This window comes from Streptomyces sp. NPDC001070, from assembly GCF_053598835.1.
The window spans coordinates 1-23546 of record NZ_JBSFLB010000024.1; the positions used below are offsets into that span (position 1 = coordinate 1).

Here is a 23546-nt window from a genome sequence, read left to right on the forward strand (position 1 = left end):
CAACCCCCCCACCCCCCAACCCCCCATAATATCTTTTGGTTGTGTTTTTCCGCGGTTGTATATCCGTTTTGCCCCCCCCCCCCCGCCGCCGGCCGCGGGGGGGCCCCCCCCCCCGGCGGCCCCCCACGACGTATGTGCCGTAGTTGCGCCTATCGGCGTCGGCGTTCGTGGCGGGCCTGCTCACGGCTTGGTGAGACGGCCGGCGGTGCGGAGTGCATCGAGGCGGCGCCGGTACTCCTCGTCGTCGATCTCGCCGCGGGCAAACCGGTCGGCCAGTACCTGCTCCGGCGTCGGGGCGGCGCGGTATCGCGTGTGCTCGTGGGGGCGGTCCAGGGCACGGAAGACCAGGACGGCGATGCCTATGATCAGCGCCCAGAAGAGGATCATGCCGATCGACATCGTGAACCAGCCCCAGCCGCCGATGTTGTGGCCGTACCAGAACATCGTGTCCACCTCCCCGGTGACCGGGCATCGGGACCGGGGCCTGCCCGGATCCTCCTTGCCTCAATCCCACCTTCGCTCCGTGGCGGGCGGTGCGCTGGGGCCGGACGGTCCCTGTCTGCGGGGTCGTACAGCCCCTGCCTCGCAGGGGCAGCGGAGAGGTACACCGGAAGCGTCACCATGCTCGAGGTCGCGGAAAGCGGCGGCCTGCGCGACGACGTCGCACCCGACGAGTTCGCGGGCCACCGTCTCCACGCCCTCACCGCGGCCGCCGACCTCACGACCGAGGCGGCCGTCCGCCGACTGGTCACCGTCACCCTCGCAGGGCCGCGCCCCTGACCGGTATCTCTGGACGCCGGTGAGTCACAGGGCCCACCAGCAATACAGCCGCCGGCCGGAATCCCGGGCGCGCCGAGGCGGTCCGGCCAGGGTGTCCGTCAGGCGGGCCAACCACACGGGGGGCGAGCTAAGGAGACTCGCCAGGGGCCGAAGTCCAGGAGGCGTTGACATTTGTGAACCCTGCCGAAGCCACAGCCAAGGGCTTCGCCGGCGTCGGCGAGCCGAACGCAAGGCCGTCGAGAGCCTGACCAATCCGCCGCTCGGGCACCGGCAGGCGAACAGGGCTGGACGAGGGAGCCCAGAGACCTCCGGCGGCGGGTGCATGAACGCGCCCGGGCCGGGAAGTCGAAGGGTACGGCCGCGTCGCGACTACCCACCCCCCCTGGTCGGCGGCGCGGCCTTCGCCTGCGCCAGGGCGTCGGGGGTGACGGAGGCCGACCCCCAGATCGTCGAGCCACCGGGTGGCCTCGGCGACCTCGCGACGCTGCTCGGTACGCCCCGGACGCAGGATCGTCAGCCCGGCGAAGTCCAGCGCGGGATCCGGTATCCGCTCCGCCGCCCCCAGTCCGGCGCTGCGGTGGTTCCGCCGCCCACGGTGGCCCCTTCCCGATCTCGGCGTTCTTGACGTCAGGCCATCACACCAATGCAGTCCCGGGATGTGGGTGATTCGCGAACGCCGGGATGTCGCCGCGAGGAGTTGGTGCTAAAGTCGAAGCCATAACTTCTGTTCTAGCAGTCACTCCGGAGTGCAGTGTGAACGTCACCCTGAACGAATCCCTCGCCGGCCGCCGTGCCCTGGTCACCGGAGGCACGAAAGGCGTCGGCGCGGCCATCGCCCGCCGGTTGGCCGAGGCCGGTGCGACCGTCCTGGTGACGGCCCGCAGTGAGCCCGAGGGCATCGACCCGAAGTCCTTCATCGCCGCGGACCTCGCCGCGCCGGAGGGGGCGGCCGCCGTCGTCGGCGAAGTGATCGCCCGGGTGGGCGGTGTGGACATCCTGGTCGACAACCTCGGCCACTCGGACGCGCCCGCCGGGGGGTTCGCGGCGCTCGGCGAGGACGACTGGGCGAAGGAGCTGAACACCAACCTCCTCGCGGCCGTCCGCCTGGACCGCGGTCTGCTCCCCGGCATGATCGAGTCCGGCAAGGGGGCGATCGTCCACGTCGCCTCGATCCAGCGCCGCATGCCGCTGTGGAACGGCACCCTCGCCTACGCCGCGGCCAAGGCCGCCCTGACGACCTACAGCAAGGGCCTGGCCAACGAGGTCGCCCCGCACGGGGTGCGGGTCAACACCGTCTCGCCCGGTTTCGTCCGGACCACGGCCGCCGACGCCCTCGTCGACCGTATCGCCCGCGAGGCGGGCATCTCGGCCGAAGCCGCCCTCGGGCGCCTGATGGACTCCCTCGGCGGGATCCCCCTGGGCCGCCCCAACGAGCCCCGGGAGGTCGCCGAACTGGTCGCCTTCCTCGTCTCCGACCGCGCGTCGGCCATCGTCGGCGCCGAGCACGTCATCGACGGCGGCACGATCCCCACCGTCTGACCCCCTACCCCGGAAGGACCACCATGAGCACCCCCGGCCCCCGGCCCGTCCCGACCGGCGACCTGCCCGAGGTGATCGCCCGCTACCTGGTCGCGCACCGCGTCCGCGACACCGCCACGGCCCTCACGGCCTTCGCCGGCGACGCGGTCGTGACCGACGAGGGCGTGACACGCCACGGCGCCGCGGCGATCGAGGACTGGCTGAACAAGGCGGCGAGCGAGTACACCTACACGACGGAACTGACCGGCGCCGAGCGGTCCGACGCGCGCCACTACGTCGCCTTCCAGCATCTGGAGGGGGACTTCCCCGGCGGGACCGTCGACCTCCGCTACCGATTCACCCTGCGCGACGACCTGATCGAGCGCCTGGTGATCGAGGTCTGATCCAGGTCTGATCGCGGCCGCCGGGGCCGCGGGTCGGTGCCGAAGTTGCTGCTAAGATGAAAGCGACAACATTCGTGGAACCTGGCCCCGACGGCGCGGAGGTGGTCGACATGGTGAGCCGCATCCGGCTCGAGGACCGGGAGTGCCCGCTGTCGACGACGGTCGGGCACGTCGGCGAGTGGTGGACGCTCCTGATCCTGCACGACGCCTTCGACGGGTACACCCGCTTCGACCAGTTCGAGGCGAACCTCGGCATCTCGTCGAGCATGCTCACCACCCGCCTGAAGACCCTCGTCGCGGACGGGCTGCTGGAACGGCGGCCGTACCAGACCCATCCGACCCGCTACGAGTACCTGCTCACCGACCTCGGCCGGTCGCTGCGCCCCGTCGTCGTGGCGCTCGCCGCGTGGGGCAACTCCCGCCTCGCGCCGGAGGAGCGCAGCATGATCCTGGTCGACGCGGAGACCGGCGAGGAGGTCGAACCGGTCGTGGTCGACGCCGCCACGGGGCGGCGGCTCGACGACAGCGAGGCGTTCGTGTATGCCGCGGGTCCCGCCGCGGGTGAGGTCATGCGCGCCCGCTACGAAGAACGCGGACGTGGACGCGACCGCGACCGCACGTAACCCACCGGAGGAAGAGGCCCAGTGCCCACCGCGGACGAACTGCTCGGCGCCGCCGCCGTGACCGGACTGGCCGACTGCCTGGCGGCGGCCGGCTCGGCGCAGATGGCCGCCGCCGTGCGCGACTGCGCGCCGGCGCTGGACGGCCTGGCGCTGCGGGAGCGCAGCGACCTGGTGCGCGACGCGATGCTCGCCTCCGGCCCGCAGGACCCGGCGGCCCTGGAGGCCGTCGTACGGGCCGTCCTCCCGGATCCCCGCTTCACCGGCTGGATGATCTGGCCGGTCACCGAGGCCGTGGCGGCCCTGGCCTCCGGCACGTCCGAAGGCACCGCCTTCGAGGACGCGCTGCACCTGCTGGCCGATCTCACTCCGCGCCTGACGGCCGAGTTCGCCGTCCGCCGGCTGCTCAACGCCGACCTCGACCGGGCGCTCGCCGTCGTCACCCGGTGGACGGGGCACCCGGACGAGCACGTCCGCCGCCTGGCCAGTGAGGGGACGCGGCCGCGCCTGCCGTGGGCGGTACGCGTACCGGGGATCCTCGCCCGCCCCGACGCGACGCTGCCGATCCTGAGCGCGCTCTACCAGGACCCCTCGGAGTACGTGCGCAGGTCCGTCGCCAACCACGTCAACGACATCAGCCACGCCCGGGTGGACCTGGCCGTCGAGACGGCCGGCCGGTGGGCGGCGGCCCCCGACGCCCACACGCCCCGGCTCGTCCGCCACGCGCTGCGCACCGCGGTCAAGCGCGGCGACCGGCAGGCACTGGCCCTGCTGGGGTTCGAGCCCGCCACCGGCCTGGCCGTCGACGGGCCGGCCGTGGCCGAGTCCACCGTCACGGTGGGCGGGGAACTGCGCTTCGGCTTCACCCTGGAGAACCGCGGCGACAAGCCGCTGCGTCTCGTCGTCGACTACGTCGTGCACTACCGCAAGGCCAACGGCAGCACGGCGCCGAAGGTCTACAAGCTGACCACCAGGACCCTCCAGCCGGGGGAGCGGAGCGAGCACACCGGCACCCGCTCGTTCAAACCGATCAGCACCCGTGTCTTCCACCCCGGGGGACACGCCCTGGAGCTGCAGGTCAACGGGGAGCCGCACGGCAAGGTCCCGTTCGACGTCGTCACGGTGTGAGACAGCGCTCGATACGCTGTACCGCGTGAAGAGGAAGCAGGTGACCGCCGACCGGCTCACCCTGGACGCGATCGCGGAGGCGGCGCTCGCCGCCATCGACGAGGACGGGCCCGAGGGGCTGAGCTTCCGCGCGGTCGCCGAGCGGCTCGGGGTCTCGCACGCCACCGTCTTCCGGCGCTGCGGCGACCTCGACGGGCTGCTCAACGCCTGCGTCGACCACGTCGCCGCGTCGCTGCCACTGGTGCCGCAGGACGGCGACTGGGCCATCGCCACGGAGATCCGCTTCACGGGCCTGTACCGGGTGCTCACCGACCACCCGGGCCTGGTCGCGCTGCGCGCCGGCCGTCCCTGGTTCGGCCCGCAGATGCTGGGCCGCCTCGTCGAGCCCCAGATGGCGCACAGCATCGCCGCCGGCATGGACGCGGACACGGCCATCCGCGTCTACCGCCGGCTCTACCTGCTCACCCTGGGCTCCGTCGCGTTCGTCGACCACCGGGACGAGAAGAAGGCGGTCGCCTCGGCCCGTACGGCCCTGGCGGCCCTCGACCCCGAGGACTTCCCGACACTGACCGGCGCGATGAACACCGTCCTCCCCGCCCTGGTCGACCACGAGGTCTACTACGAGGCGCTGCGCGCCCTCATCCACGCCGCCCGCGCCGAGCACCTTCCGGCCGGGCACCTCTGACGGCGCGCGGCCGCGGCGCGAGATGCCGTGTCACGATCGCGCGCAGCCCTTCCACCTCCGGTCCGCCGCCCACGCCCCGCTTCGGCGGCACGGTCATGGTGCCCATGCCGTCGTCGCGGACCAGCAGGAAGAGCCCCGGCGTTTCGACGTAGTGGCGGAAGGCCGTCCAGGGCGCCTTGTGTTCGCCGAAGGCCGAGCCGGAGCGGATGCCGTCGTCGTCCAGGTGAAAGGTGCATTCGCCCTGGGCGCGGGCGTACGCGGTGATCTTCCGCAATCGGCGCCACCGGTCGGTCAATCCGCCAGCGAACGTCCCCCCAGCACCCCCACGCCGCCGCCTGCCGCTGTGCCGAGGGCACCGGCCGGATCGGCAGCCGCGCCGGGCACGAGCACCAGGATTCCGGCGATCACCGCCACCGTGACCGCCACGAAGAACAACGGGGCCCGCCAGAGTTCGAAGCGGCGCCGCTGCACGCGGAGCACCTCGGCCATGTCGTCCTTGCTCGCCGCAGGGGTTAATTCCACGGCCCGTATGCCGTCGGTGGGCAGCCCGCGGGGGAGTGCGCCCGCCGCTCCGGCACGCCCTGATCCGCTGTGCCCTTGTCGTTGGTCACCGCGGCATTCGACCGCCCAGGGGCCGGAACGCGCCAGGCGCGTGACGTCCCGTCGGACAGGCACTCAGGAGGCGCGCGTCAGGTCGGACGGATCCGTGTTGGCCCCGCAGACGACGACGGCGACGCGCTCGCCGGGGGCGGGGCGGTGGGCGCCGGAGGTGACGGCGGCCAGGGCGGTCGCCGCGCCGTGCTCGACGGCGAGGCGGCGGTGGTCCCACAGCGCGCGGCGAGCCGAGACGATCGCCTCGTCGGGGACGAGGACGGACCGCACGCCGTCCTTGAGGGCCCACTCCAGGGCCATGCGCGAGGCGCGGCGCGCGCCCAGGGAGTCCGCCGCGACCGACCGGACGGGCACGTCCACCACGTCACCCGCCGCGACGGCCGCGTGCAGCGCACACGAGCCCTCGGGCTCCACCGCCACGACGCGGACCCCGCGCTCCAGGGCGGACGCGGCGACCCCGGAGAAGAGGCCGCCGCCCCCGACCGCCACGACCACGGTGTCCACATCGGGCCGTGCCCGCAGGATCTCCTCCATCAGGGTTCCCGCCCCGGCCGCGATCAACGGGTGGTCGTACGCGTGGGACCGGAGGGCACCGCTGTCGGCGGCGTACTGCTGCGAGGCCTCCAGCGCCTCGGCGTACTCGCTGCCGGCCTGGCGCACGTCCGCGCCGAGCGTGCGCAGCCTGGCGACCTTCACCGCCGGCGCCGTCTCGGGGACGAACACCGTGGAGCGCACGCCGTGTTCGGCCGCGGCCCACGCGCAGGCGAGCCCGGCGTTGCCGCCCGAGGCGATGACCACGCCGGCGTCGGGCATGGCGCCCCGCTCGACATGGCTCCTGACGAAGTTGAACGCGCCGCGGGCCTTGAACGATCCGGTGTGCTGCATGAACTCCAGTGCCAGCCAGCCCTCGGCGGCGCCGAAGGCCCCCTGGTCCACCGGGGCGAGCAGGACGGGGCGCGTGTGCCCGGCGATGCGGGCGGACGCGGCCCGCACGTCGTCGTACGTGAGGGTCACGGGTCTCTCCAGCGGGATCGGGGGTGAGCTGTGAAACAGTGTATCAACCAGTGTTACGGATGGCCGGGCCCGAGGGTCCCGCCGGCGGTCCCGTGGGTGGTCCCGCCGGTCCCGGGCGAGCGTGGCCCTCTCCGTGGTCGCAGACGCGGTGCCCGCGGAGGAACACCGCGGGCGACCGGCTCCTCGGCCGGCGTGAACCGCGCCGCCCCGGGGGGTAGGACCCGTGGTGTGACGAGCGGGCATCAGCGGCAGGGGCGGATGGAATCAGGCGTCGACTGGCCGCGTGCGGAGGACTTCCTGCGCGGGGCGGGGGCCGGCGGCACGCCCCATCCGGGCGGCACGCTGCTGGAGCACCTGCTCCGCGTCAGGCGGCTGCTCGCCGACTGGGGAGCGGATACCGCCGTCCAGGCCGCCGGCCTGTGCCACGCCGCGTACGGGACCGACGGCTTCGACCACCCCCTGCTCGACCGGTCCGGGCGTGCCGTACTCCGCGGACTGATCGGCGACCGCGCGGAGTCCCTGGTCCACCTGTACGCGAGCTGCGATCGGGCGACCGTCTATCCGCGCCTGCGGGCGGCGCGGGCGGACGGTGCCGTGCTCTTCCGCGACCGCTTCACCGGCCGAGAGCACACCCCGGCGGCCGCGGACCTGCGCGCCTTCGCCGAGATCACCGCGGCCAACGAACTCGACGTGCTGGCCCACAACGCCGATCTCGCGGTGCGCCACGGCCCCGCCCTTCACCGGCTCTTCGACCGCTGCCGCGACCTGCTCTCCGCCTCCGCGCAGGACGCCTGCGACCGGAGGCTCGGCCCCGGCGGGCGGCTCAAGGGCGAGGCCAGGGACGGCCGGTGAGGCGTTCGATGTCGGTGTTGAACCGCTGGAGGTAGCCGGCGAACGCGGCCACGTCCTCCGGAGACCACCCGGCCATGATCCGGTCGAGGTCCTGCACGTGGCCCCCGCGCTCCTCGTCCAGGCGGCGTTCGCCCTCCTCGGTGAGCCGGAACTTGCGGGCCATGCCGCCTTCCGGGTCGGGGATGCGGTCGACCAGGCCGGCGCGCAGGACGGCGGCGGTCTGCCGGTTGAGGGTGGAGGCGTCGAGCCCGAACGCGTCGCTCAGCTCGCTGATGGACATGGGCCCCTGCACCCGGATCCGGCTGAGCAGGATGTACGCGCTGCGCTCCAGACCGTCCGGGCGGCGGCGGAATCCGCCCTTGCGCAGATGCTGGTGCCGGCCGAGCAGCATCTGCTCGTACTCGACCAGGTCAGTGGGTTTGTCCATGCCGGATCCTCGTCTGCCGCGACCACTCCGCTGTCCTGCGGCGGCGTCCCCATCAATATCACGAGGGTATGCACAGGCCGGCTGACATGCATGATGCATAAGATGTGTACGATGCACATCGATTCCCGTGCTCCGATGCCTGCCGATTCCCCGAGGAGACCCGTCATGGACGGCCCCCAGTCGACCACCCGCGCCGGCGGCGTCGTCGCCACACTGGCGATCGCCGGCACCGTCGCCGCGATCATGCAGACCCTGGTCACACCCCTGATCGGCGAGCTGCCCACGCTGCTGCACACCTCGTCCTCCAACGCCTCATGGGTGATCACCGCCACCCTCCTCTCGGCGGCGGTCTTCGTCCCGGTCAGCGGCCGGCTCGGTGACCTGTACGGCAAGCGCCTGATGCTGCTCGTGTGCTGCGTGCCGCTGCTGGCGGGCTCGGTGGTGTGCGCCGTCGCCGGTTCCGTCGTCCCGATGATCGCCGGACGCGGACTGCAGGGCATGGGCATGGGCGTGGTGCCGCTGGGCATCAGCCTGCTGCGCGACGTGCTGCCCGCCCGCAAACTGAGCTCCGCCATCGCGCTGGTCAGCGCCTCCATGGGCATCGGCGGCGGTCTCGGCCTGCCGATCTCGGCGGCCGTCGCCGAGTACGCCAGCTGGCGCGTGCTGTTCTGGGGGGCCGCGGCCCTCACCCTGGTGATCGCCGCGATGATCTGGTTCCTCGTCCCGCCCGCCGTGGCCGGCGCCAAGGGCCAGCACTTCGACCTCCCGGGCGCGATCGGCCTCGGCGCGGGCCTGGTCTGCCTCCTGCTGCCGGTCACCAAGGGCGGCGACTGGGGCTGGGGCGACCCGCTGACTCTCGGCCTGTTCGCCGCCACCGTGGTGCTGCTGCTCGGCTGGGGCCGGTGGGAGCTGCGGCACGCCGATCCGCTGGTCGACCTGCGGGTCACCGCCCGTCCCCGGGTGCTGCTGACCAACGTCGCCTCGGTGCTCGTCGGTTTCGCCATGTACGCGCAGGCGCTGATCATGCCTCAGCTGCTGCAGTTGCCCGAGGCCACCGGCTACGGGCTCGGCCAGTCGATGCTGGCGATGGGTCTGTGGATGGCCCCCTCCGGTCTGATGATGATGATCGTCTCGCCGCTGGGCGGGAAGCTGACCGGTCTGCGCGGGCCGAAGTTCACCCTCGTCAGCGGCGCCCTGGTGATCGCCCTGGGCTACGGCATCTCCATGCCGCTGCTCGGCTCCACCTGGGGGCTGCTGGTGGTCAGCATGGTCATCAACTCCGGTGTGGGCCTCGCGTACGGGGCGATGCCCGCGCTGATCATGAGCGCGGTCCCGCAGTCCGAGACGGCCTCCGCCAACAGCTTCAACACCCTGATGCGCTCGCTGGGCACCTCGGTGTCCGCCGCGGTGACCGGCGTCGTGCTCTCCCAGCTCACCGTCGACCTGGGCGGCTTCACCCTGCCCTCGGAGAACGGCTTCCGCGTGGGCCTGCTCATCGGGTGCGGCGTCGCGCTGGTCGCCGCGGCGGTGGCGGCCGTCATCCCCGGCCTCGTCCGCCGCGACGAGGCCGGGGCCGATGCCGCGGAGGACAGCGCCGGGGCCGTCGCCCGGGCCTGAGGCCTCGTCTGACGCCTGTCGGTGGCCACGCCGTCCTCCGGCGGTCCGCCGTCCGTCAGCCGACGGCGACCCGCCCGCCCCACGCCTCCAGGACCGCGCCGGTGACGTAACCGGCGCGGTCGGACGCGAGGAAGACGATCGCCTCCACGATCTCCCCGGCCTCGCCGACGCGGCCCAGGGCGGTGTGCCGCGCGATGACCGCGAGCGCCTCCTCTCCCATGTCCGCGGTGCCGGGGGTACGGACCGGCCCGGAGGCCACCGCGTTCACCCGCACGCCCGCGGCCCCGAACTCGTCGGCCCACACGCGCGTCAGCAACTCCAGCGCGGACTTGGACGCCCCGTACGCGGCGGCGCCGCGTGCCGGCGTACTCGCGGCCATCGTGGACATGCTCACGATCGCCCCCCGGCCGCGGGCGGCCATGCCCGGCGCGAGGGCGCCGACCAGCAGCAGCGGGGCACGGGTGTTGACGGCCATGTGGAGGTCGAACATGCCGGGCGTGGTCTCCGGGGTGCTCGCGAACCGGTAGACGCCGGCGTTGTTGATCAGCACGTCCACCTCGCCCGCCTCCGCGGCGAGCCGTCGCACGTCGTCGGGATCGGCCAGGTCCGCGGCGAGGAACCGCGCGCGGCCGCCCGAGGCGCCGAGTTCCTCGACGGTCCGGGCGCCGCGGTCCGCGTCGCGCCCGTGCACGACCACCTCGGCCCCCAGCTCCGCCAGCCGCTGGGCGACGGCGCGGCCGATGCCGGCGGTGGCACCGGTGACGAGGGCGGTGGAACCGGAGAATTCCTGGGTCACGGAGGGCTCCTCGATGCGCGGCGCGGTCTGCGGACGCGACCCGGGCCGTGTCCGCGCTGGTTGTCTACCGCACGGCTCCGCGCCCCCCGAAGGCGGCTCGCCGCCCTGCGGCCGATCGGGAACGCCGTCCCCTCTTCCGCGCGCCGCGGGTCAGCGGTCCAGGTCGTCGGCGAAGTGCCGGAACCCCGTCCGGCCCTCATGGATGCCCCACAGGGTCCCGGCGAGCACGGCGGGATCCTTCCTCGGATGGCCCGGGACGATGGCCCGCGGGATGATCAACTGCGCGACGTGGATGCCTTCGGCGGCCAGGGCGTCGTGCAGTATCCGGGCGTAGGCGCTCGCGGCGGCGAAGGCGACGGAGGTCCCGGCGCGGCCGGGGTGGGGCCGCACCGCGCCGCCGCCGTTGACGAAGAGGATGGTGCCGCGGCCGAGGAACCGCATGTCGGGGAGGACCTGGTGGACGGCCGCCGCGGCCCCGTAGACGGAGAACGCGACGGGCCCCGCGAGGTCGCCGGCGGTCGTCTCCAGAACGGGTCGCATGAAGTCGCGGTGCGGCGCGGGGCTGTACTGCAGGACCTCCACGGGTCCCATCGCGGCCGAGGCGGCCTCCAGTGCCGCGCCGAGTGCGGCCGGGTCCCGGACGTCGGCCGCGAAGCCCTGCGCGGTCACCCCGTCCTTGTCCAGCTCGGCGGCGAGGGTGTCGAGGTGCTCCTGGTTGCGGGAGACGAGCGCGACGTCGAAGCCGTCGCAACCGAACTGGCGGGCCACGGCGGCACCCAGGCCGCGCCCGGCCCCGACGATGGCCATGGTCGTCATGTCTCTGCCTCGAGGTCTCGTTCGCGCGGGGTGTCAGCGCGGCACCAGCTTGAGCGTCGCGGCGCGCGCGGTCCCGGCCACCATCGGGTCGACGTAGGTCGCGCTGTAGGTGCGGTACTTGCTGCGGTAGGCGGCGTCGAGCCGGTCGTTGAGTCCCGGGTCGCCCTCCTCGACGAAGGTGACGTCCTTGTCGACGCCCCCGGCGCTGATGTGGCCCTCGTGCCGTTCCCGCGCGGCACGGAACCAGGCCCCCTCCCGCCCGTGATGGGCGCGCACGTACAGGTCGTCGCCGTCGCGCACCACCCAGATGGTCGTCGGGGGGCTCTGCGGGACGCCGTCGCCCAGCGGCGTGATGGCGAGCTCGTCGGCGTGCGCGATGCGGTCCAGTTCGTCCTTCGTCCACGTCGTCATCGGCAAGACTCCTCGGTGGTGTCGGGTTCGGTATCCCCCGTGCGTACTGCTGGAAGTGATCGACAACTTCCGCCCCGGCCTGAAGGGGGATGCGGCCAGACGGGTTCCCCTTCGCGTACCCCGCGACGTGCCGACGGTGCACCGTGCGCAGCGTGCGGACCCGGACCGGGGGTGAATCGGCCACGTCACACCGGAATCCGGGGCCAGACATACGGCCTGGTCTACGACGAGCCCGGGTTCACGGCGTACGCCTGCGGGATCTGGGTGATGACACAGCGGCAGGTGACGCTCGATCCGGGCGCCGCGTTCACCCTGCGGCGCAGGATCGTCGTGGTCGACAACGGCGGCGCGGCCGACCCGTTCGCGGTGCTCGCCGGTCTCTGACCCGGCAGCCCGGCCGAAGCGGCGGCCCCCTGTGTGGGGGGCCGCCGTGCCGGCGGTGACCGCCCGGCTCCGCCGGAAATGCGGTGAAGCCGGGCCGCGCCTGTGCCCAGGGTCGCCGGATGAGCACACGCACCTTCCGTGTCACCGTCCGTGGCGCCTTCGAGGGCCTCACCGCCGAGCAGCGCGCCGAACTCGCGGCCCGCGCCGCGGAGCACGGCGTCCTCCACGCGGCCTCCACCCCGGGGGCCACCTCGGCTACGACGTCGCCACCCGGCCCGCCTTCACCTTCCGCTTCCTGGACTCCGGCGACGCGGAGGAGGACATCCTGGACGCGACCGAGCGCGCCGAGGAGGCGGCCACGGCGTGGCTGACCGCGCGCGGCTACGGCTGCGAGAACCTCAGGTCCCAGGCGGAGGACCTCTCTCAGGCGCCCCTGTCCGAGCGGCAGCGCCGCGCCGCCGCGCAGAAGCCGGCCCGACTCCGCCGCCCCGGGCTGTCAACTCGGGTTGACACTCTCTCGTCTGTCAACGTAGATTGACAGATGTGACCGAGGCAACCGATCTCGCCGAGCGGGCGGGCGACCGCGACCCGCGGGTCGGGCTGCGGGCCGTCGCCGCGCTGCGGCGGCTGCTGGAGCAGCTCGAGGCAGTACAAGTCAGGAGCGCGCGGGCGCAGGGCTGGTCGTGGCAGGAGATCGCCCACGAGCTCGGCGTCAGCAGGCAGGCCGTGCACAAGAAGTACGGGAGGCATTGAGGATGTTCGAGAGGTTCACCAAGAGCGCGCGCGAGGTCGTCGAGGGCGCCGTCGGGCAGGCCGAGCGGGCCGGGGCCGGGACGATCACCGAGGAGCATCTGCTGCTGTCCCTGCTAGACCTGGAGGGCACCCGGGCCTCCGCCGCCCTGGCCGCGCTGGGCGTCGACCGGCGGCGCGAGGCCCTGGAGGAGGCGCTGAGGGAGACCCGGCGGCGCGGCGGGATCTCACGGGCCGACGCCGAGGCGCTGTCGGGTCTCGGCATCGACGTCGCCGAGATCGTCGCGCGCGTGGAGGACGCCCACGGGGCGGGCGCCCTGGCCGTCGGCCGACGGCCGGGGCGGTGGTGGAGCACCGGGCGCCGGCCGTTCACACGCGGGGCGAAGACCGTACTGGAGCGGTCCCTGAGGTCCGCCGTGGCACGCGGCGACCGCCACATCGGCGACGAGCACATCCTGCTGGGGCTCACCGTCGGCCCCGGCGTGGTCGCGGACGTCCTCGCCGAGTACGGGGCCTCGTGGGCCGACGTCGAGCGCGCGCTCGCGGCAGACGGCGAGGGCCGGACCCGGGCGAGCTGAACGCGCGGCCCGCGGCGGCCAATTCGGTTGAGCGCGCGCCGTGGCCCATGCTAAATCTCGGGCTCGCGACGCCGATCATGAAAACCGGAAGGAAGCCCGCACATGGTGCTCGGACGACAGGTCAAGCTGCGCCCCATGGAGCCCTCGGACGCCGAGGCTCTGTGGCGGTGGAACCACGACCCCGAGGTCATGCGCTGGATGGACGACGACTACGCCCAGCCGCTCGCGCAGGTGCGCAAGCGCATGGAGGAGCGGCCGCGCAACGCGTACGGCGACGTGCTCTACGGCATCGAGGTGCGGGAGGACGGCCGCCTCATCGGCCTGGTGCGCCTGCGCGACGCCGAGCCCGAGACGGGCTGCGCCGAACTCGACATCTACCTCGGCGAGAAGGAGTACTGGGGCCGCGGCTTCGCCACCGACGCGATGCGCGCGATGTGCCGGTACGGCTTCGACAAGATGCGCCTGCACAAGATCTCGCTCACCGTCGTGACCGAGAACGAGGCCGCGCACCGCGTCTACCGGAAGGTCGGCTTCGTCGACGAGGGCCGGCTGCGGCAGGTCTTCCGGCGCGACGGCCGGTGGTACGACATGTTCACCATGGGCCTGCTGGAGGGCGAACTCCGCGACTGAGCCGCGGGCGGGCCGCGGGTAGGATCCGCGTCGTACCTCAGGGAAGGAGGCGGCCGTGCCCGACGCGGAACGCCACCTCGCCCTCGAGGAGATGGAGATCGGGACGCTGTTCGCCGCGCTCGCCGACCGGCACCGCCGCGAGGTCGTCCGGGACGCCGATCGCCCCGAGACTCCCCGCTGACGTAGCCTGGGGCGTCCACCGGCAGTGATCCGCAGACGGCACGAGGGGTCCGTGTGACGCGAGGAGCATGTCCCGATCTTCAGCAGGCTCCGGCCGAGGTCGCGGCCGCCCCGCCGGAAGGCGGCTGCGCAGACTGCCTGGCCGCGGGACACCATGACTGGGTCCATCTGCGCCTGTGCCTCACCTGCGGCCACGTCGGCTGCTGTGACAGCTCGCCGGGGCGGCACGCCACGGCGCACCACGAGGCCACCGGACACCCCGTGATCCGCTCGCACCAGCCGGGCGAGAGCTGGCGCTGGTGCTACGTCCACGAGTGCATGGGCTGAGGCCCGGGCCGACGGCTACTCTCGCTGCAGCGCCGCCTCCTCCAGGTCGAGTTCGCGCATGACGCGGCGCAGCACCTCGTCGTCGATGAGCCGTTCGTCGCGGAAGCGCACGAACTCCTGCCGCTCGGCCTCCAGCATCGCGCGGCGCAGCCGCCGGTAGGCCACGCTCGGGGGCTCGGCGCCCTCGCCGGTCGGGCCGCCCAGCCGTTCCCAGGCGGCGTTGCGGCGGGCCTCCGCGGTCTGCCGCAGGGTCTCGAGCACGGCCTGGTGGGAGCCCTTGTTCCCGGCCAGTTCCTCCAGGCGTGCCAGTGCCGCCCGGGCGGCACTGTGCTGGGCGCTCGCCTCGGCCAGCGCGTCCTGGTACGCCTCCTTGTTGCAGATGCCGAGCCGCCGGATGAGCGGAGGCAGCGTCATCCCGTGCAGCAGCAGCGTGGCGACCGTGACGAAGAAGGTCAGGAACAGGATCTCGTCGCGCCCGGGGAACGGCGCGCCGCTGTCCGTGGTCTCCGGCAACGCGAAGGCCGCGGCCAGCGAGACCACGCCGCGCATGCCCGCCCAGGAGAGCACCACCGGGTACTGCCACGGGGGATACGGGTCGCGCGCCCGGATCCGCGGGAAGAGGAAGCGCGGCAGATAGGTCGCGGGGTAGACCCACACGATACGCGCCAGGACGGTCACCGCCGTCAGCGCGGCACCGGCCGCCACCAGCCGCCCCACACCCGTGTCGACCCCGTCGACGATGCCCCGCACCTGCAGGCCGATCAGGGCGAAGACGAGGGCTTCCAGCACCGTGTCGAGGGCGTTCCACACCGCGTACACCTGCAGCCGGGAGGTCGCCTCCACGTCGGGGGACCGGTGTCCCAGGTACAGGCCGGACACGACCACGGCCAGTACCCCCGAGGTGTGCGCCTCCTCGCCGACGAGGTAGGCGAGGAACGGCACGAGCAGCCCGAGCGCGCTGGCCAGGTCCCCGGGCAGGAACCGGTGCCCGAGGCGGGCCAGCCAGCCGATCGCCAGACCGATCAGCGAGCCCCCCACGGCCGCCAGCAGGAAGACCCCGACGCCCTGCAGCAGGGTGTAGCCGGCGCCGGCCACGGACGCGATGGCCACGCGGTAGGCCGTCAGCGCGGTGGCGTCGTTCACCAGGCTCTCGCCGCCGAGCACGGTCAGCACCCGGCGCGGCAGCCCCAGCCGGCGCCCGATGGAGGTCGCCGCGACCGCGTCGGGCGGCGACAGCACCGCGCCGAGCACCAGCGCCGAGCCCAGTGGCAGCCCCGGCACCAGCCAGGACGCGGCGTAGCCGATCACCACCGTGGTGAACAGCACCAGGCCCACGGCGAGCAGTCCGATGGGGCGCAGGTTCTCCCGGAAGCGCAGGTAGGAACTCTCCCGCGCCGAGGAGTACAGCAGCGGGGGCAGGACCAGCACCATCACCACCTCGGGCTCGATGGCGTAGGCGGGAATCCCCGGCACGAAGGACGCGCACAGGCCGACGGCGACCAGCAGCAGCGGGGGAGACACCCCCAGACGCCGGGCGACGGCGGTGACCAGCACCGCACCGACCATGAGCGTGACGAGCGCCAGCCCCTCCACGGACGTCCCCTCCACCCCTGTGGCGGCACGCGCCGCACGTGTGGCTCGACTGTAGTGGTGACGCGGCCGGGTCTCGGTCCTCCGTGGTGGGGGCGGGCCCGGGCACGGCCTCCGGGAAGCCGATGAACATCGTCCGGTGCAGCGCCCCTCGGCGTCGTCCACCCCGCCTACCTGACCCGCGGCTTCCGCGCTCCGCCCTACTTCGACCTGGGTCCGCGCCGCGAATCCCGGCGCGCCGGCGGCACGGCCGACCTGCTCGTCCGCGAACTGCCGGGCGCGGGCATCGTCGGCCGCGACACCCCGCGGTACGACGCCGACCCCGCCTCCAACGCCGGCGGCACCCACACGGTGCGCATCATCGCCCAGCACTTCGGGCCGGCCTCACCACCGCTGACGCTCGGGCCGGTGGGGGCGTCGACCTGATCACGCCGGCGACCTTCGTCGCGGGTACGGGCCCGTGTGCGGGGTTCAGCCGGAGATGTCGACGCCGTAGCCGTGCGCCGGCGTGTCCAGGCCATGATCGCCACCCCCGTGGACCGGCCGCCGCGGCGCCTCCCGTGACCTGGCCTCAGCCCCGGCGGAAGATCGTGATCGAGTGTCCGACCTCGTCGATCGGCTCGCTCCCGGCGATCAGTTCCGCGAGCTGTCCCTCGGCCTTGGCGATCGAGGAGTCCGACACGACGAGCAGGCCGTGGACCTCGTCAGCCGGGACCTTGAGCGGATCGGAGGCCTGGATGCCGTAGTGGGCGGGCACGCCGCTGCCCTTGTAGACCAGCCACACCCGCTGCCCCGGATAGCCCTCGCGGAGGCGGTCCGCGAGGCGGCCCAGGTCCTGGCCCCAGTCGACGTTGGAGTCGTGCAGGCTCAGGTGGGTCTCGGAGGTGCCGCCGAAGGCCTCGTTGGAGTACTGCAAGTAGTAGGGGAACGTCCGCAGCGAACTGACGGCGACGAAGACGACCAGAGCCCCGGCCACGACCCCCGTCCACCGGCGTCGGAGGGCGGTCGCACAGGCCGCCGCGACCGCCCCGAACATCGGCAGGAAGACCACGTAGCGGACGCCGAAGTCCCGGGACCCGGTCATGGCCGCGGCCAGCAGGACGGCCGGGAGGACGAGGAGGTACGGTGCCGCGGGGCGCAGCCGGGGGAGGGCGAGGACCGCGGTCGCGCCGGCGAGCCACAGGGCCAGCATGCCGAGCGGAGTCTTCACCAGCAGCGCGGCCGGCAGGTAGTACCAGAGCGCGCCCCGGTAGTGGCGGCCGAAGAGGAAGCCTTCGAACGCCGAGTCCTCGAAGCCGAACTGGACGGCCACCCCGTCCCGGTACGCCCGGGGGAAGGGGAGCGCGTCGACGACGAGGCCGCGCAGGCCGTGAAGGGCCGGCACCGTGTCGGGCGTCGTCCAGCGCAGGTGCGGGTCGACGGCGAGATAGGCGGCCCACACCACGGCGACCGCGATCACCCCGACCCCGGCCGCGGCGACCGCGCCACGCCACAGCGCGCGGACCGCGGTGTGCCGCCCAGGAGTCCGGGGGCGACCGTGCCACACCGACAGGACGGCGAGGAGCAGCAGGACCGGCACCGCCGGCAGCGCGCTCATCCGCGTGGCCAGCGCCGCGCCCAGCGCGGCGCCGGCCAGCGGCAGGTGGAGGCGCGGCCGCTGCCGGGCCCGCCACAGCACCCACACCGACGTCAGCAGGAAGCCGGCCGCCGCGACGTCGAGCGTGGCGAGGGAGCCGTGCGCGATGACGTCCGGCGAGAACGCGTACAGGGCCAGCGCGAGCAGGCCCCCGGTGCGGCCGGTGAGATCGCGCGCGAACGCGAGGACCACCAGCCCGAAGAGGAGCGTCAGCGCGATCACGGGCAGCCGCGCCGCGAGCATCAGCCGCCAGGGATCGTTGCCCGACTCGTAGAGCACACTCCGGCCGAGTTCCGTCTGGTCGCCCTCGAAGGCGGGGGCGAGGCGCGGGTGGGCGAACGCCAGCCCGCTCTCGATGATCAGCTTGCCCAGCGGCGGGTGCTCGGGGTTGAAGCGCAGGCTGTGCTCCCGCAGATAGACCGTCGCCGCCCCCACGTAGACCGGTTCGTCGATGGTCGGCGTCTGCTGGACGGCCGTCGTGACCATGGCGAACGCCATCTGCGCGAGGAGTACGACCACGACCGCCGCGTACGGCCACCGCCGGTGCCGCCACGGCCCCACCGGCCTCCCGGCGGCCGTCGGCGTCGCCGGATCGGGGGACACCGCGGGCGGCGACAGCCGGTCCTGCGTCATCGTGCGCTCACTCCGGTGCGTGTCCGTACGGCGCCGACTTCCGCGCCGGCGCCGTCCCGTCGGCGCCGCGGGACACACTAGCGGCGCCGTCGCCGTCGCGCGTGGCCTTCAGGCTGTTGCCCGGGGCGCCCGCCGGACGCCGTACCGTGGGCACATGGCAGTCCCCGAGCTGATCCGCATCGTCTCCCGCTCCTCACCGATGGCGCTGGCCCAGGTCGAGCGTGTGCGTGCCGAACTGGCGGCGCTCCACCCCGGCATCCGGACGGACGTCGTGCCCGTCACCACGTCCGGCGACCGGTGGTTGGGCGACCTGGCCGCACTGGGTGGCAAGGGCGCCTTCACCAAGGAGGTCGACGCCGCACTGCTGGAGGGCCGGGCGGACCTCGCCGTCCATTGCGTGAAGGACGTCCCCGCCGACCGGCCGCTGCCGGCCGGCACGGTCTTCGCCGCGTTCCTGAAGCGCGACGACATCCGCGACGCCCTGGTGCACCCCGGCGGCCTCACCCTCGACGAACTCCCGCCCGGTACCCGCATCGGAACCTCCTCGGTGCGCCGCATCGCCCAGCTCATGGCCTCGCACCCGCATCTCACCTGCGTCCCCCTGCGCGGCAACGCCAACCGCCGCCTGGAGAAGCTCGCCGCGGGCGACGCGGACGCGCTGCTCCTCGCCGTGTCCGGTCTCGAACGCATCGGCAGGACCGATGTCATCAGCGAGGTGCTGTCGGTCGAGACGATGATCCCGCCGATCGGCGCGGGCGTCCTGGCCCTGCAGTGCCGTGAGGGCGACACCGAGACCATCGACGCCGTCAGCGACCTCGGCGACCCGACCGCCCACCGGGAGACCACGGCGGAGCGGATGTTCCTCCACGTCCTGCAGGGCCACTGCAACAGCCCGATCGCCGGCTACGCCCGTGCCGAACGCGACGGGCGCCTCTCGCTGCGGGCCCGGGTGTTCTCCCCCGACGGCAAGACCGTTCTGGACGCGCACGAGTGGGCCGGGCCCCTGGACCCCGCCACCCTGGGCACTTCGGTCGCCGTGGCACTGCTGCGGCAGGGCGCCCGAGAGCTGATCGACAGCATCGGCCACTGACGCTCCGGCCTTCCGGGGCCGTGCCGTACGTTGCCTCCCGGCGGGGGCCGGGACGGTGACGGGGGCCCATGACACAGGCCGGGGGATGCGCCGCATCCTCCGGGTGCTGCGCTTCACGGTGTCCGGCGACGCCGCCGCGTGGCTCCGCGGTGTCCATGACGGGGAGCGCCGGGATCGCTGCCCGGGGCCGCCGTTGACGTCCGCGCGGCGCCGGGGAGACTGGTGGGCGTCCGCCGCCACCCGTCACCGCACCGGGAGAGCCGATTGCCCCGCCGCGACCCCCGCGTGCTCGTCTTCACACGCACCACCGACTACCGGCACGACTCGATTCCCGACGGCGTCCGCGCCCTGACCGAGCTGGGGGCCGAGCACGGCTTCCGGGTGGACGCCACCGAACGGCCCGAGGACTTCGAGGGGGCCCGGCTGCGCCCCTATGACGCCGTGGTGTTCCTTTCGACGAGCGGCGATGTGCTCAGCGACGCCGGGCGGGCCGCCTTCGTGGCGCACCACGCGGACGGCGCGGGGTTCATGGGCGTGCACGCCGCCGCCTGCACCGAGTACGGCTGGCCGTACTACGGGGAACTGCTGGGCGCGCGCTTCACCGGCCATCCGCCCCTGCAGCCCGGCACGCTCCTCGTCGAGGACGCCGGCCACGCGGCCACCGCGCACCTCGGCGCGGCGTGGAAGGTCTCCGACGAGTGGTACGACTTCGACCGCAACCCCCGGCCCCGGGTGCGGGTCCTGGCCTGCGCCGACGAGTCCTCCTACGCGGGCGGTTCGATGGGCGCGGACCATCCGCTGGTCTGGTGCCACGAGTACGGCGGAGGTCCCGTCTTCTACACGGCGCTCGGCCACTCCGCGCAGGCCTACCGGGACCCCGCCTTCCGGGCGCATCTGCTCGGTGGGCTGCGGTCGGTGATGCCGGCGGCGGCGTTCTGACATCCTGACCGACGCGGACACCGCACGGCCTCACAGGCGCCGCAGCACCGCCACGACCTTGCCCAGGATGACCGCCTCCTCGCCCGGGATCGGGTCGTAGGCCGGGTTGTGCGGCATCAGCCAGACGCGGTCGCCCTCGTGCTTGAGGCGCTTGACGGTGGCCTCGCCGTCGATCATCGCGGCCACGATGTCGCCGTGGTCGGCGGCGTCCTGGCTGCGCACCGTGACCCAGTCCCCGTCGCATATCGCGACGCCCGTCATGGAGTCCCCGACGACCTTGAGGGCGAACAGCTCGCCGGCGCCGACGATCTGCCGGGGGAGCACGAAGACCTCGTCGACCTGCTCCTCGGCGAGGATCGGCGAGCCGGCCGCGATCCGGCCGACGACCGGCACGTGCGCGGCCGGGGAGGCGCTGACCGGTTCGGCCCCCGGTTCGGCCTCCTGCTGCGACGGCCAGGAGCACCGTACGCGGTACGCGCGGGGCCGGTGCGGATCCTGCTCCAGGACGCCCTTGCGCTGCAGCACCGCCAGTTGGTGCGCGACCGAGGACGTGCTGGCCAGCCCCACGGCCTCGCCGATCTCCCGCATGGACGGCGGGAAACCGCGGTTCTCCACCGAGGTCAGGATCGCCTCGACGATGCGGGTCTGACGGCTGGTCAGCCCGTCGGGGCCGGTGGTGTCCGCGCCCTGGGGGCGCCCCCGGCGCACTGTCGTCCTGGTGGGCTCCATGCCCCGTCCCTCCCTGTGCGGATCTCGCCTCGATACGTAACGTTACCCTGTTCCACGGCATTTTTGGAACGCATGTACGAAATTCCGTGAAGGCGGGCGGACGCATCGCGCGGAGGGGCCACGATCACCGGCGGGATCCCGGTGTCACAACCGGAGCCGCTGTCCTGTCGGTATTTGGGGAGGGTGCGCCCACAAGCAGGGAAGCGGAAGGGCGCCGGAATTCCCCGCGAAAACGGGACGGCCACTTCCATGGTCCGTCGAGGGGAATTCGCCCGCTCGGCCCGGAAGGCCGCCCGGAGGGCGACCGTCGCCTCTGAACTGGGGATATCGCGCCCGTGGCGGGCGTCGGAGTCCGGGCGGGAATTGCCCCGTGTGTACGCTGGGGCGGGCAGCGACGCGAATGCGACGGTGGAGGAAAAAGCGATTATGCAGCCAGGGAACGGGGAGCGCGCGGACTCGCTCGACGAGGCGGCAGCGGTCTTCACCGCACTGCGCCCCAGGCTGTTCGGCATCGCCTACCGCATGCTCGGCAGCGCCGCGGAGGCCGAGGACGTCGTGCAGGAGGTCTGGCTGCGGTGGCAGGCCACGGACCGCGCGGCCGTCGAGAATCCGTCCGCGTTCCTGGCCACCGCGACCACCCGCCTGGCGATCAACGTCACCCAGTCCGCCCGCGTCCGGCGCGAGGCCTACGTCGGCCCCTGGCTCCCCGAGCCCGTGGACACCAGAGCCGATCCGGTGGTCGGAGCCGAGCGCGGCGAGGCGGTGGAGTTCGCGGTGCTGCTCCTCCTGGAGCGGCTGACGCCCACCGAACGCGCGGCGTACGTACTGCGGGAGGCGTTCGACTACCCGTACCGGGAGATCGCGTCCGTGCTGGACCTCGGCGAGGCCAACACCCGCCAGCTCGTCAGCCGGGCCCGCAAGCACATCGCCGCCGGGCGGCGGGAGCAGGTGGGCGCGGGGGAGCACCGGCGGCTCCTCGAGGCCTTCGTGGCCGCGGCCAGGACCGGCGATCTGGCCGGACTGGAGAAGCTGTTCGCCTCGGACGTGGTCAGCTACGCCGACGGCGGCGGCACGGTGCGCGACGCCGCCCGGGTCCCGGTGGCCGGTGCCACCCGCGTCGCCAGGTTCCTGGTGGCCTTCACCCCGCGGTTCTGGCCCGGCACCGAGGCGGAGTGGGTCGAGGCCAACGGGCAGCCGGGAGTGCTGCTCTCCCGGGCGGGGACGCCGGTGGCCCTGCTGGTCATCAGCGCCTCCGAGCGGGGCATCGACCAGCTCATGTGGGTGATGAACCCGGCGAAGCTCGCCGGTTTCACCCGGTCGCTGACGGGACCGCGCGAGCCCCTCGCATAGGCCTCCGGGGCGGGGTGCCGCCGACGCGGAGCCCGCCCCGTCCCCTCGACCGGAGAGCGAGGCGACCGTGCGGCGATGCGGCCCCGCCGGCGGCGGCCACGGTGCGGCAGCGGCTCCGTGGCCGATTGCCCGGGTGCCCGTCAGGTGTCCGCGGCGCGGCCGACGGGGCCGTCGCCCGTCCGCAGCAGCCGCAGGAAGGCCTTCAGGCCGGTGATGATCTCCTCGTTGTCGGTGAGCCGGTTCACCGTCGCCTCGAACTCCCGCGCCAGCGCGGTGATCCGCCGGTCGGCGTCCTCGGCACGCTCGTACACCGCCACGCCCAGCGCGTCCACGGTGCGCCGCAGCTCGGCGAGGGCCCGGTACTGCTCCTCGGCCTTCTCCTCCAGCACCTTGATGCCGCCGTCGGTGTGCTCGACACGCTCCCGCAACGCCACTACGTCGTCGCGCGGGTAGGCCACGTCGTCCAGCAGGGTGCCCAGCCGCTTGCGCAACTGCGCGAACCAGGCCCCCGCGGGCCGGAACACCGTGCTGAGCAGGAAGAACCCGGCGATCCAGTAGCCCGTCCGGTGACCGGTCGCCACCGTGACCGCCACGACCCCGGCCGCCGTCAGCAGATGGCCCGCGACCGCGACGCGCAGCATCATGCGGGCGATCCGGGCGGCCTCGGCGTCGCGCGCCGGCGGGACCACCAGGCCCTTCTCCCGGCTCACCGCGATCTCGGCCAGCACCGTGTGCGCCCGGAAGTACATGTTCCACGGCACCGTCAGCAGGACGAGCAGCCACAGCAGGCACAGCACCCCCGCGCCCGAGCCCAGCACCACCGGCAACGGCGCGCCCACCGCGTACACCAGCGCAAGCGCCCCCGCGGTCACCGCCAACGCCAGCACCGCGCCGAAGAATCGCCCCATGCCCGCCCCCAACCTCCGTATCCGGTGCGGTCATCGTCCCGCCGCGTCGGCCTGCGGACATGAGTACGGCTACTCACTTCGTGCGCGCCGCAGGCGGTGGGGCCCCGGTGCGCCGCCGCCGCGCCGGGTGGGATTGAATCTG

The 23546-nt window shown here is 73.5% G+C and carries 29 protein-coding genes and 1 pseudogene; 18 read left to right on the forward strand and 12 right to left on the reverse strand.

Features of this window, described 5'->3' with window-relative positions; genetic code table 11:
• Window positions 1-180: 180 nt before the first annotated feature.
• The gene (locus ACWDAS_RS26855; protein ID WP_450395709.1) at window positions 181-444 is read right to left on the reverse strand and encodes an SHOCT domain-containing protein; all 264 of its coding nucleotides are present in this window, start codon (window positions 442-444) and stop codon (window positions 181-183) included.
• A gap of 177 nt (window positions 445-621) precedes the next feature.
• Between ACWDAS_RS26855 and ACWDAS_RS26860 the strand changes: the two genes are divergently transcribed.
• The 6 genes from ACWDAS_RS26860 (at window position 622) to ACWDAS_RS26885 (ending at window position 5135) form a co-directional block, all read left to right on the forward strand.
• Window positions 622-780 (forward strand): hypothetical protein, encoded by a 159-nt coding sequence (locus ACWDAS_RS26860; protein WP_450395712.1) that lies wholly within the window; start codon window positions 622-624, stop codon window positions 778-780.
• A 753-nt stretch (window positions 781-1533) separates the two neighbouring features.
• Window positions 1534-2319, forward strand: a complete 786-nt coding sequence (locus ACWDAS_RS26865; RefSeq protein ID WP_450395714.1) for an SDR family oxidoreductase — start codon at window positions 1534-1536, stop codon at window positions 2317-2319.
• A 23-nt stretch (window positions 2320-2342) separates the two neighbouring features.
• On the forward strand, window positions 2343-2702 hold the full coding sequence (locus ACWDAS_RS26870) for a nuclear transport factor 2 family protein (RefSeq protein WP_450395717.1): 360 nt from the start codon (window positions 2343-2345) through the stop codon (window positions 2700-2702).
• Between the two features lie 110 nt (window positions 2703-2812).
• Window positions 2813-3325 (forward strand): winged helix-turn-helix transcriptional regulator, encoded by a 513-nt coding sequence (locus ACWDAS_RS26875; protein ID WP_450395720.1) that lies wholly within the window; start codon window positions 2813-2815, stop codon window positions 3323-3325.
• A gap of 21 nt (window positions 3326-3346) precedes the next feature.
• Window positions 3347-4450 (forward strand): DNA alkylation repair protein, encoded by a 1104-nt coding sequence (locus ACWDAS_RS26880; RefSeq protein WP_450395722.1) that lies wholly within the window; start codon window positions 3347-3349, stop codon window positions 4448-4450.
• Between the two features lie 25 nt (window positions 4451-4475).
• Window positions 4476-5135: a TetR/AcrR family transcriptional regulator gene (locus ACWDAS_RS26885; protein WP_450395724.1), complete on the forward strand. Its 660-nt coding sequence runs from the start codon at window positions 4476-4478 to the stop codon at window positions 5133-5135.
• Here ACWDAS_RS26885 and ACWDAS_RS26890 read toward each other — a convergent pair.
• The 3 genes from ACWDAS_RS26890 to ACWDAS_RS26900 all read right to left on the reverse strand — a co-directional run bounded on the left by ACWDAS_RS26890 (window position 5089) and on the right by ACWDAS_RS26900 (window position 6761).
• Window positions 5089-5430 (reverse strand): YcxB family protein, encoded by a 342-nt coding sequence (locus tag ACWDAS_RS26890; RefSeq protein ID WP_450395726.1) that lies wholly within the window; start codon window positions 5428-5430, stop codon window positions 5089-5091. The two genes, ACWDAS_RS26885 and ACWDAS_RS26890, sit on opposite strands and share 47 nt — an antisense overlap.
• Window positions 5427-5624 carry a hypothetical protein gene (locus ACWDAS_RS26895; protein WP_450395729.1) on the reverse strand — a complete coding sequence of 66 codons (198 nt, stop codon included), beginning with the start codon at window positions 5622-5624 and terminating at the stop codon, window positions 5427-5429. Before ACWDAS_RS26895 ends, ACWDAS_RS26890 begins: the two co-directional genes overlap by 4 nt.
• Window positions 5625-5810: 186 nt before the next feature.
• On the reverse strand, window positions 5811-6761 hold the full coding sequence (locus ACWDAS_RS26900) for a threonine/serine dehydratase (protein WP_450395732.1): 951 nt from the start codon (window positions 6759-6761) through the stop codon (window positions 5811-5813).
• A gap of 228 nt (window positions 6762-6989) precedes the next feature.
• Here ACWDAS_RS26900 and ACWDAS_RS26905 point away from each other — a divergent pair, with 228 nt between their 5' ends.
• On the forward strand, window positions 6990-7613 hold the full coding sequence (locus ACWDAS_RS26905) for a DUF6817 domain-containing protein (protein ID WP_450395733.1): 624 nt from the start codon (window positions 6990-6992) through the stop codon (window positions 7611-7613).
• On the opposite strand, the gene ACWDAS_RS26910 is transcribed toward ACWDAS_RS26905, so the two are convergent.
• Window positions 7585-8040 carry a MarR family winged helix-turn-helix transcriptional regulator gene (locus ACWDAS_RS26910; RefSeq protein WP_450395735.1) on the reverse strand — a complete coding sequence of 152 codons (456 nt, stop codon included), beginning with the start codon at window positions 8038-8040 and terminating at the stop codon, window positions 7585-7587. The two genes, ACWDAS_RS26905 and ACWDAS_RS26910, sit on opposite strands and share 29 nt — an antisense overlap.
• Window positions 8041-8205: 165 nt before the next feature.
• Here ACWDAS_RS26910 and ACWDAS_RS26915 point away from each other — a divergent pair, with 165 nt between their 5' ends.
• Window positions 8206-9657 (forward strand): MFS transporter, encoded by a 1452-nt coding sequence (locus tag ACWDAS_RS26915; RefSeq protein ID WP_450395736.1) that lies wholly within the window; start codon window positions 8206-8208, stop codon window positions 9655-9657.
• Window positions 9658-9712: 55 nt separating this feature from the next.
• Here ACWDAS_RS26915 and ACWDAS_RS26920 read toward each other — a convergent pair whose 3' ends face one another.
• The 3 genes from ACWDAS_RS26920 to ACWDAS_RS26930 all read right to left on the reverse strand — a co-directional run bounded on the left by ACWDAS_RS26920 (window position 9713) and on the right by ACWDAS_RS26930 (window position 11680).
• The gene (locus ACWDAS_RS26920) at window positions 9713-10453 is read right to left on the reverse strand and encodes an SDR family NAD(P)-dependent oxidoreductase (protein WP_450395738.1); all 741 of its coding nucleotides are present in this window, start codon (window positions 10451-10453) and stop codon (window positions 9713-9715) included.
• A 150-nt stretch (window positions 10454-10603) separates the two neighbouring features.
• Window positions 10604-11269, reverse strand: a complete 666-nt coding sequence (locus tag ACWDAS_RS26925; RefSeq protein ID WP_450395741.1) for an SDR family NAD(P)-dependent oxidoreductase — start codon at window positions 11267-11269, stop codon at window positions 10604-10606.
• A gap of 33 nt (window positions 11270-11302) precedes the next feature.
• Window positions 11303-11680 (reverse strand): DUF2255 family protein, encoded by a 378-nt coding sequence (locus tag ACWDAS_RS26930; RefSeq protein ID WP_450395743.1) that lies wholly within the window; start codon window positions 11678-11680, stop codon window positions 11303-11305.
• Between the two features lie 171 nt (window positions 11681-11851).
• Here ACWDAS_RS26930 and ACWDAS_RS26935 point away from each other — a divergent pair, with 171 nt between their 5' ends.
• The 7 genes and pseudogenes from ACWDAS_RS26935 to ACWDAS_RS26965 all read left to right on the forward strand — a co-directional run bounded on the left by ACWDAS_RS26935 (window position 11852) and on the right by ACWDAS_RS26965 (window position 14529).
• Entirely contained in the window at window positions 11852-12064 is a 213-nt protein-coding gene (locus ACWDAS_RS26935) for a hypothetical protein (protein WP_450395745.1), read from the forward strand.
• 119 nt (window positions 12065-12183) lie between these two features.
• Window positions 12184-12602, forward strand: a pseudogene (locus ACWDAS_RS26940) (DUF6204 family protein).
• Window positions 12603-12607: 5 nt separating this feature from the next.
• A complete protein-coding gene (locus ACWDAS_RS26945; protein ID WP_450395746.1) occupies window positions 12608-12817 on the forward strand; it encodes a helix-turn-helix domain-containing protein in 210 nt (69 codons plus the stop codon).
• Window positions 12818-12819: 2 nt separating this feature from the next.
• Window positions 12820-13392 carry a Clp protease N-terminal domain-containing protein gene (locus ACWDAS_RS26950; RefSeq protein WP_450395749.1) on the forward strand — a complete coding sequence of 191 codons (573 nt, stop codon included), beginning with the start codon at window positions 12820-12822 and terminating at the stop codon, window positions 13390-13392.
• 102 nt (window positions 13393-13494) lie between these two features.
• Window positions 13495-14022 carry a GNAT family N-acetyltransferase gene (locus ACWDAS_RS26955; RefSeq protein WP_450395751.1) on the forward strand — a complete coding sequence of 176 codons (528 nt, stop codon included), beginning with the start codon at window positions 13495-13497 and terminating at the stop codon, window positions 14020-14022.
• A gap of 55 nt (window positions 14023-14077) precedes the next feature.
• Complete coding sequence (locus tag ACWDAS_RS26960; RefSeq protein ID WP_450395753.1) at window positions 14078-14203, forward strand: hypothetical protein; 126 nt, start codon at window positions 14078-14080, stop codon at window positions 14201-14203.
• A 53-nt stretch (window positions 14204-14256) separates the two neighbouring features.
• Window positions 14257-14529, forward strand: coding sequence for a UBP-type zinc finger domain-containing protein (locus ACWDAS_RS26965; protein ID WP_450395757.1), 273 nt, complete (start codon window positions 14257-14259; stop codon window positions 14527-14529).
• 15 nt (window positions 14530-14544) lie between these two features.
• On the opposite strand, the gene ACWDAS_RS26970 is transcribed toward ACWDAS_RS26965, so the two are convergent.
• Both ACWDAS_RS26970 and ACWDAS_RS26975 read right to left on the reverse strand, forming a co-directional pair.
• Window positions 14545-16122, reverse strand: coding sequence for a Na+/H+ antiporter (locus ACWDAS_RS26970; RefSeq protein ID WP_450395759.1), 1578 nt, complete (start codon window positions 16120-16122; stop codon window positions 14545-14547).
• Between the two features lie 568 nt (window positions 16123-16690).
• Window positions 16691-18388: an ArnT family glycosyltransferase gene (locus ACWDAS_RS26975; protein ID WP_450395762.1), complete on the reverse strand. Its 1698-nt coding sequence runs from the start codon at window positions 18386-18388 to the stop codon at window positions 16691-16693.
• Window positions 18389-18542: 154 nt separating this feature from the next.
• Between ACWDAS_RS26975 and hemC the strand changes: the two genes are divergently transcribed.
• The gene (gene hemC / locus ACWDAS_RS26980) at window positions 18543-19478 is read left to right on the forward strand and encodes a hydroxymethylbilane synthase (protein ID WP_450395764.1); all 936 of its coding nucleotides are present in this window, start codon (window positions 18543-18545) and stop codon (window positions 19476-19478) included.
• Between the two features lie 264 nt (window positions 19479-19742).
• Window positions 19743-20417, forward strand: a complete 675-nt coding sequence (locus tag ACWDAS_RS26985) for a ThuA domain-containing protein (RefSeq protein ID WP_450395767.1) — start codon at window positions 19743-19745, stop codon at window positions 20415-20417.
• 30 nt (window positions 20418-20447) lie between these two features.
• Here ACWDAS_RS26985 and lexA read toward each other — a convergent pair whose 3' ends face one another.
• Window positions 20448-21146: a transcriptional repressor LexA gene (gene lexA / locus ACWDAS_RS26990; RefSeq protein ID WP_450395769.1), complete on the reverse strand. Its 699-nt coding sequence runs from the start codon at window positions 21144-21146 to the stop codon at window positions 20448-20450.
• A gap of 426 nt (window positions 21147-21572) precedes the next feature.
• Between lexA and ACWDAS_RS26995 the strand changes: the two genes are divergently transcribed.
• The gene (locus tag ACWDAS_RS26995; RefSeq protein ID WP_450395772.1) at window positions 21573-22496 is read left to right on the forward strand and encodes an RNA polymerase sigma-70 factor; all 924 of its coding nucleotides are present in this window, start codon (window positions 21573-21575) and stop codon (window positions 22494-22496) included.
• A 140-nt stretch (window positions 22497-22636) separates the two neighbouring features.
• Here ACWDAS_RS26995 and ACWDAS_RS27000 read toward each other — a convergent pair whose 3' ends face one another.
• Window positions 22637-23404, reverse strand: a complete 768-nt coding sequence (locus ACWDAS_RS27000) for a hypothetical protein (protein WP_450395775.1) — start codon at window positions 23402-23404, stop codon at window positions 22637-22639.
• Window positions 23405-23546: the final 142 nt, after the last annotated feature.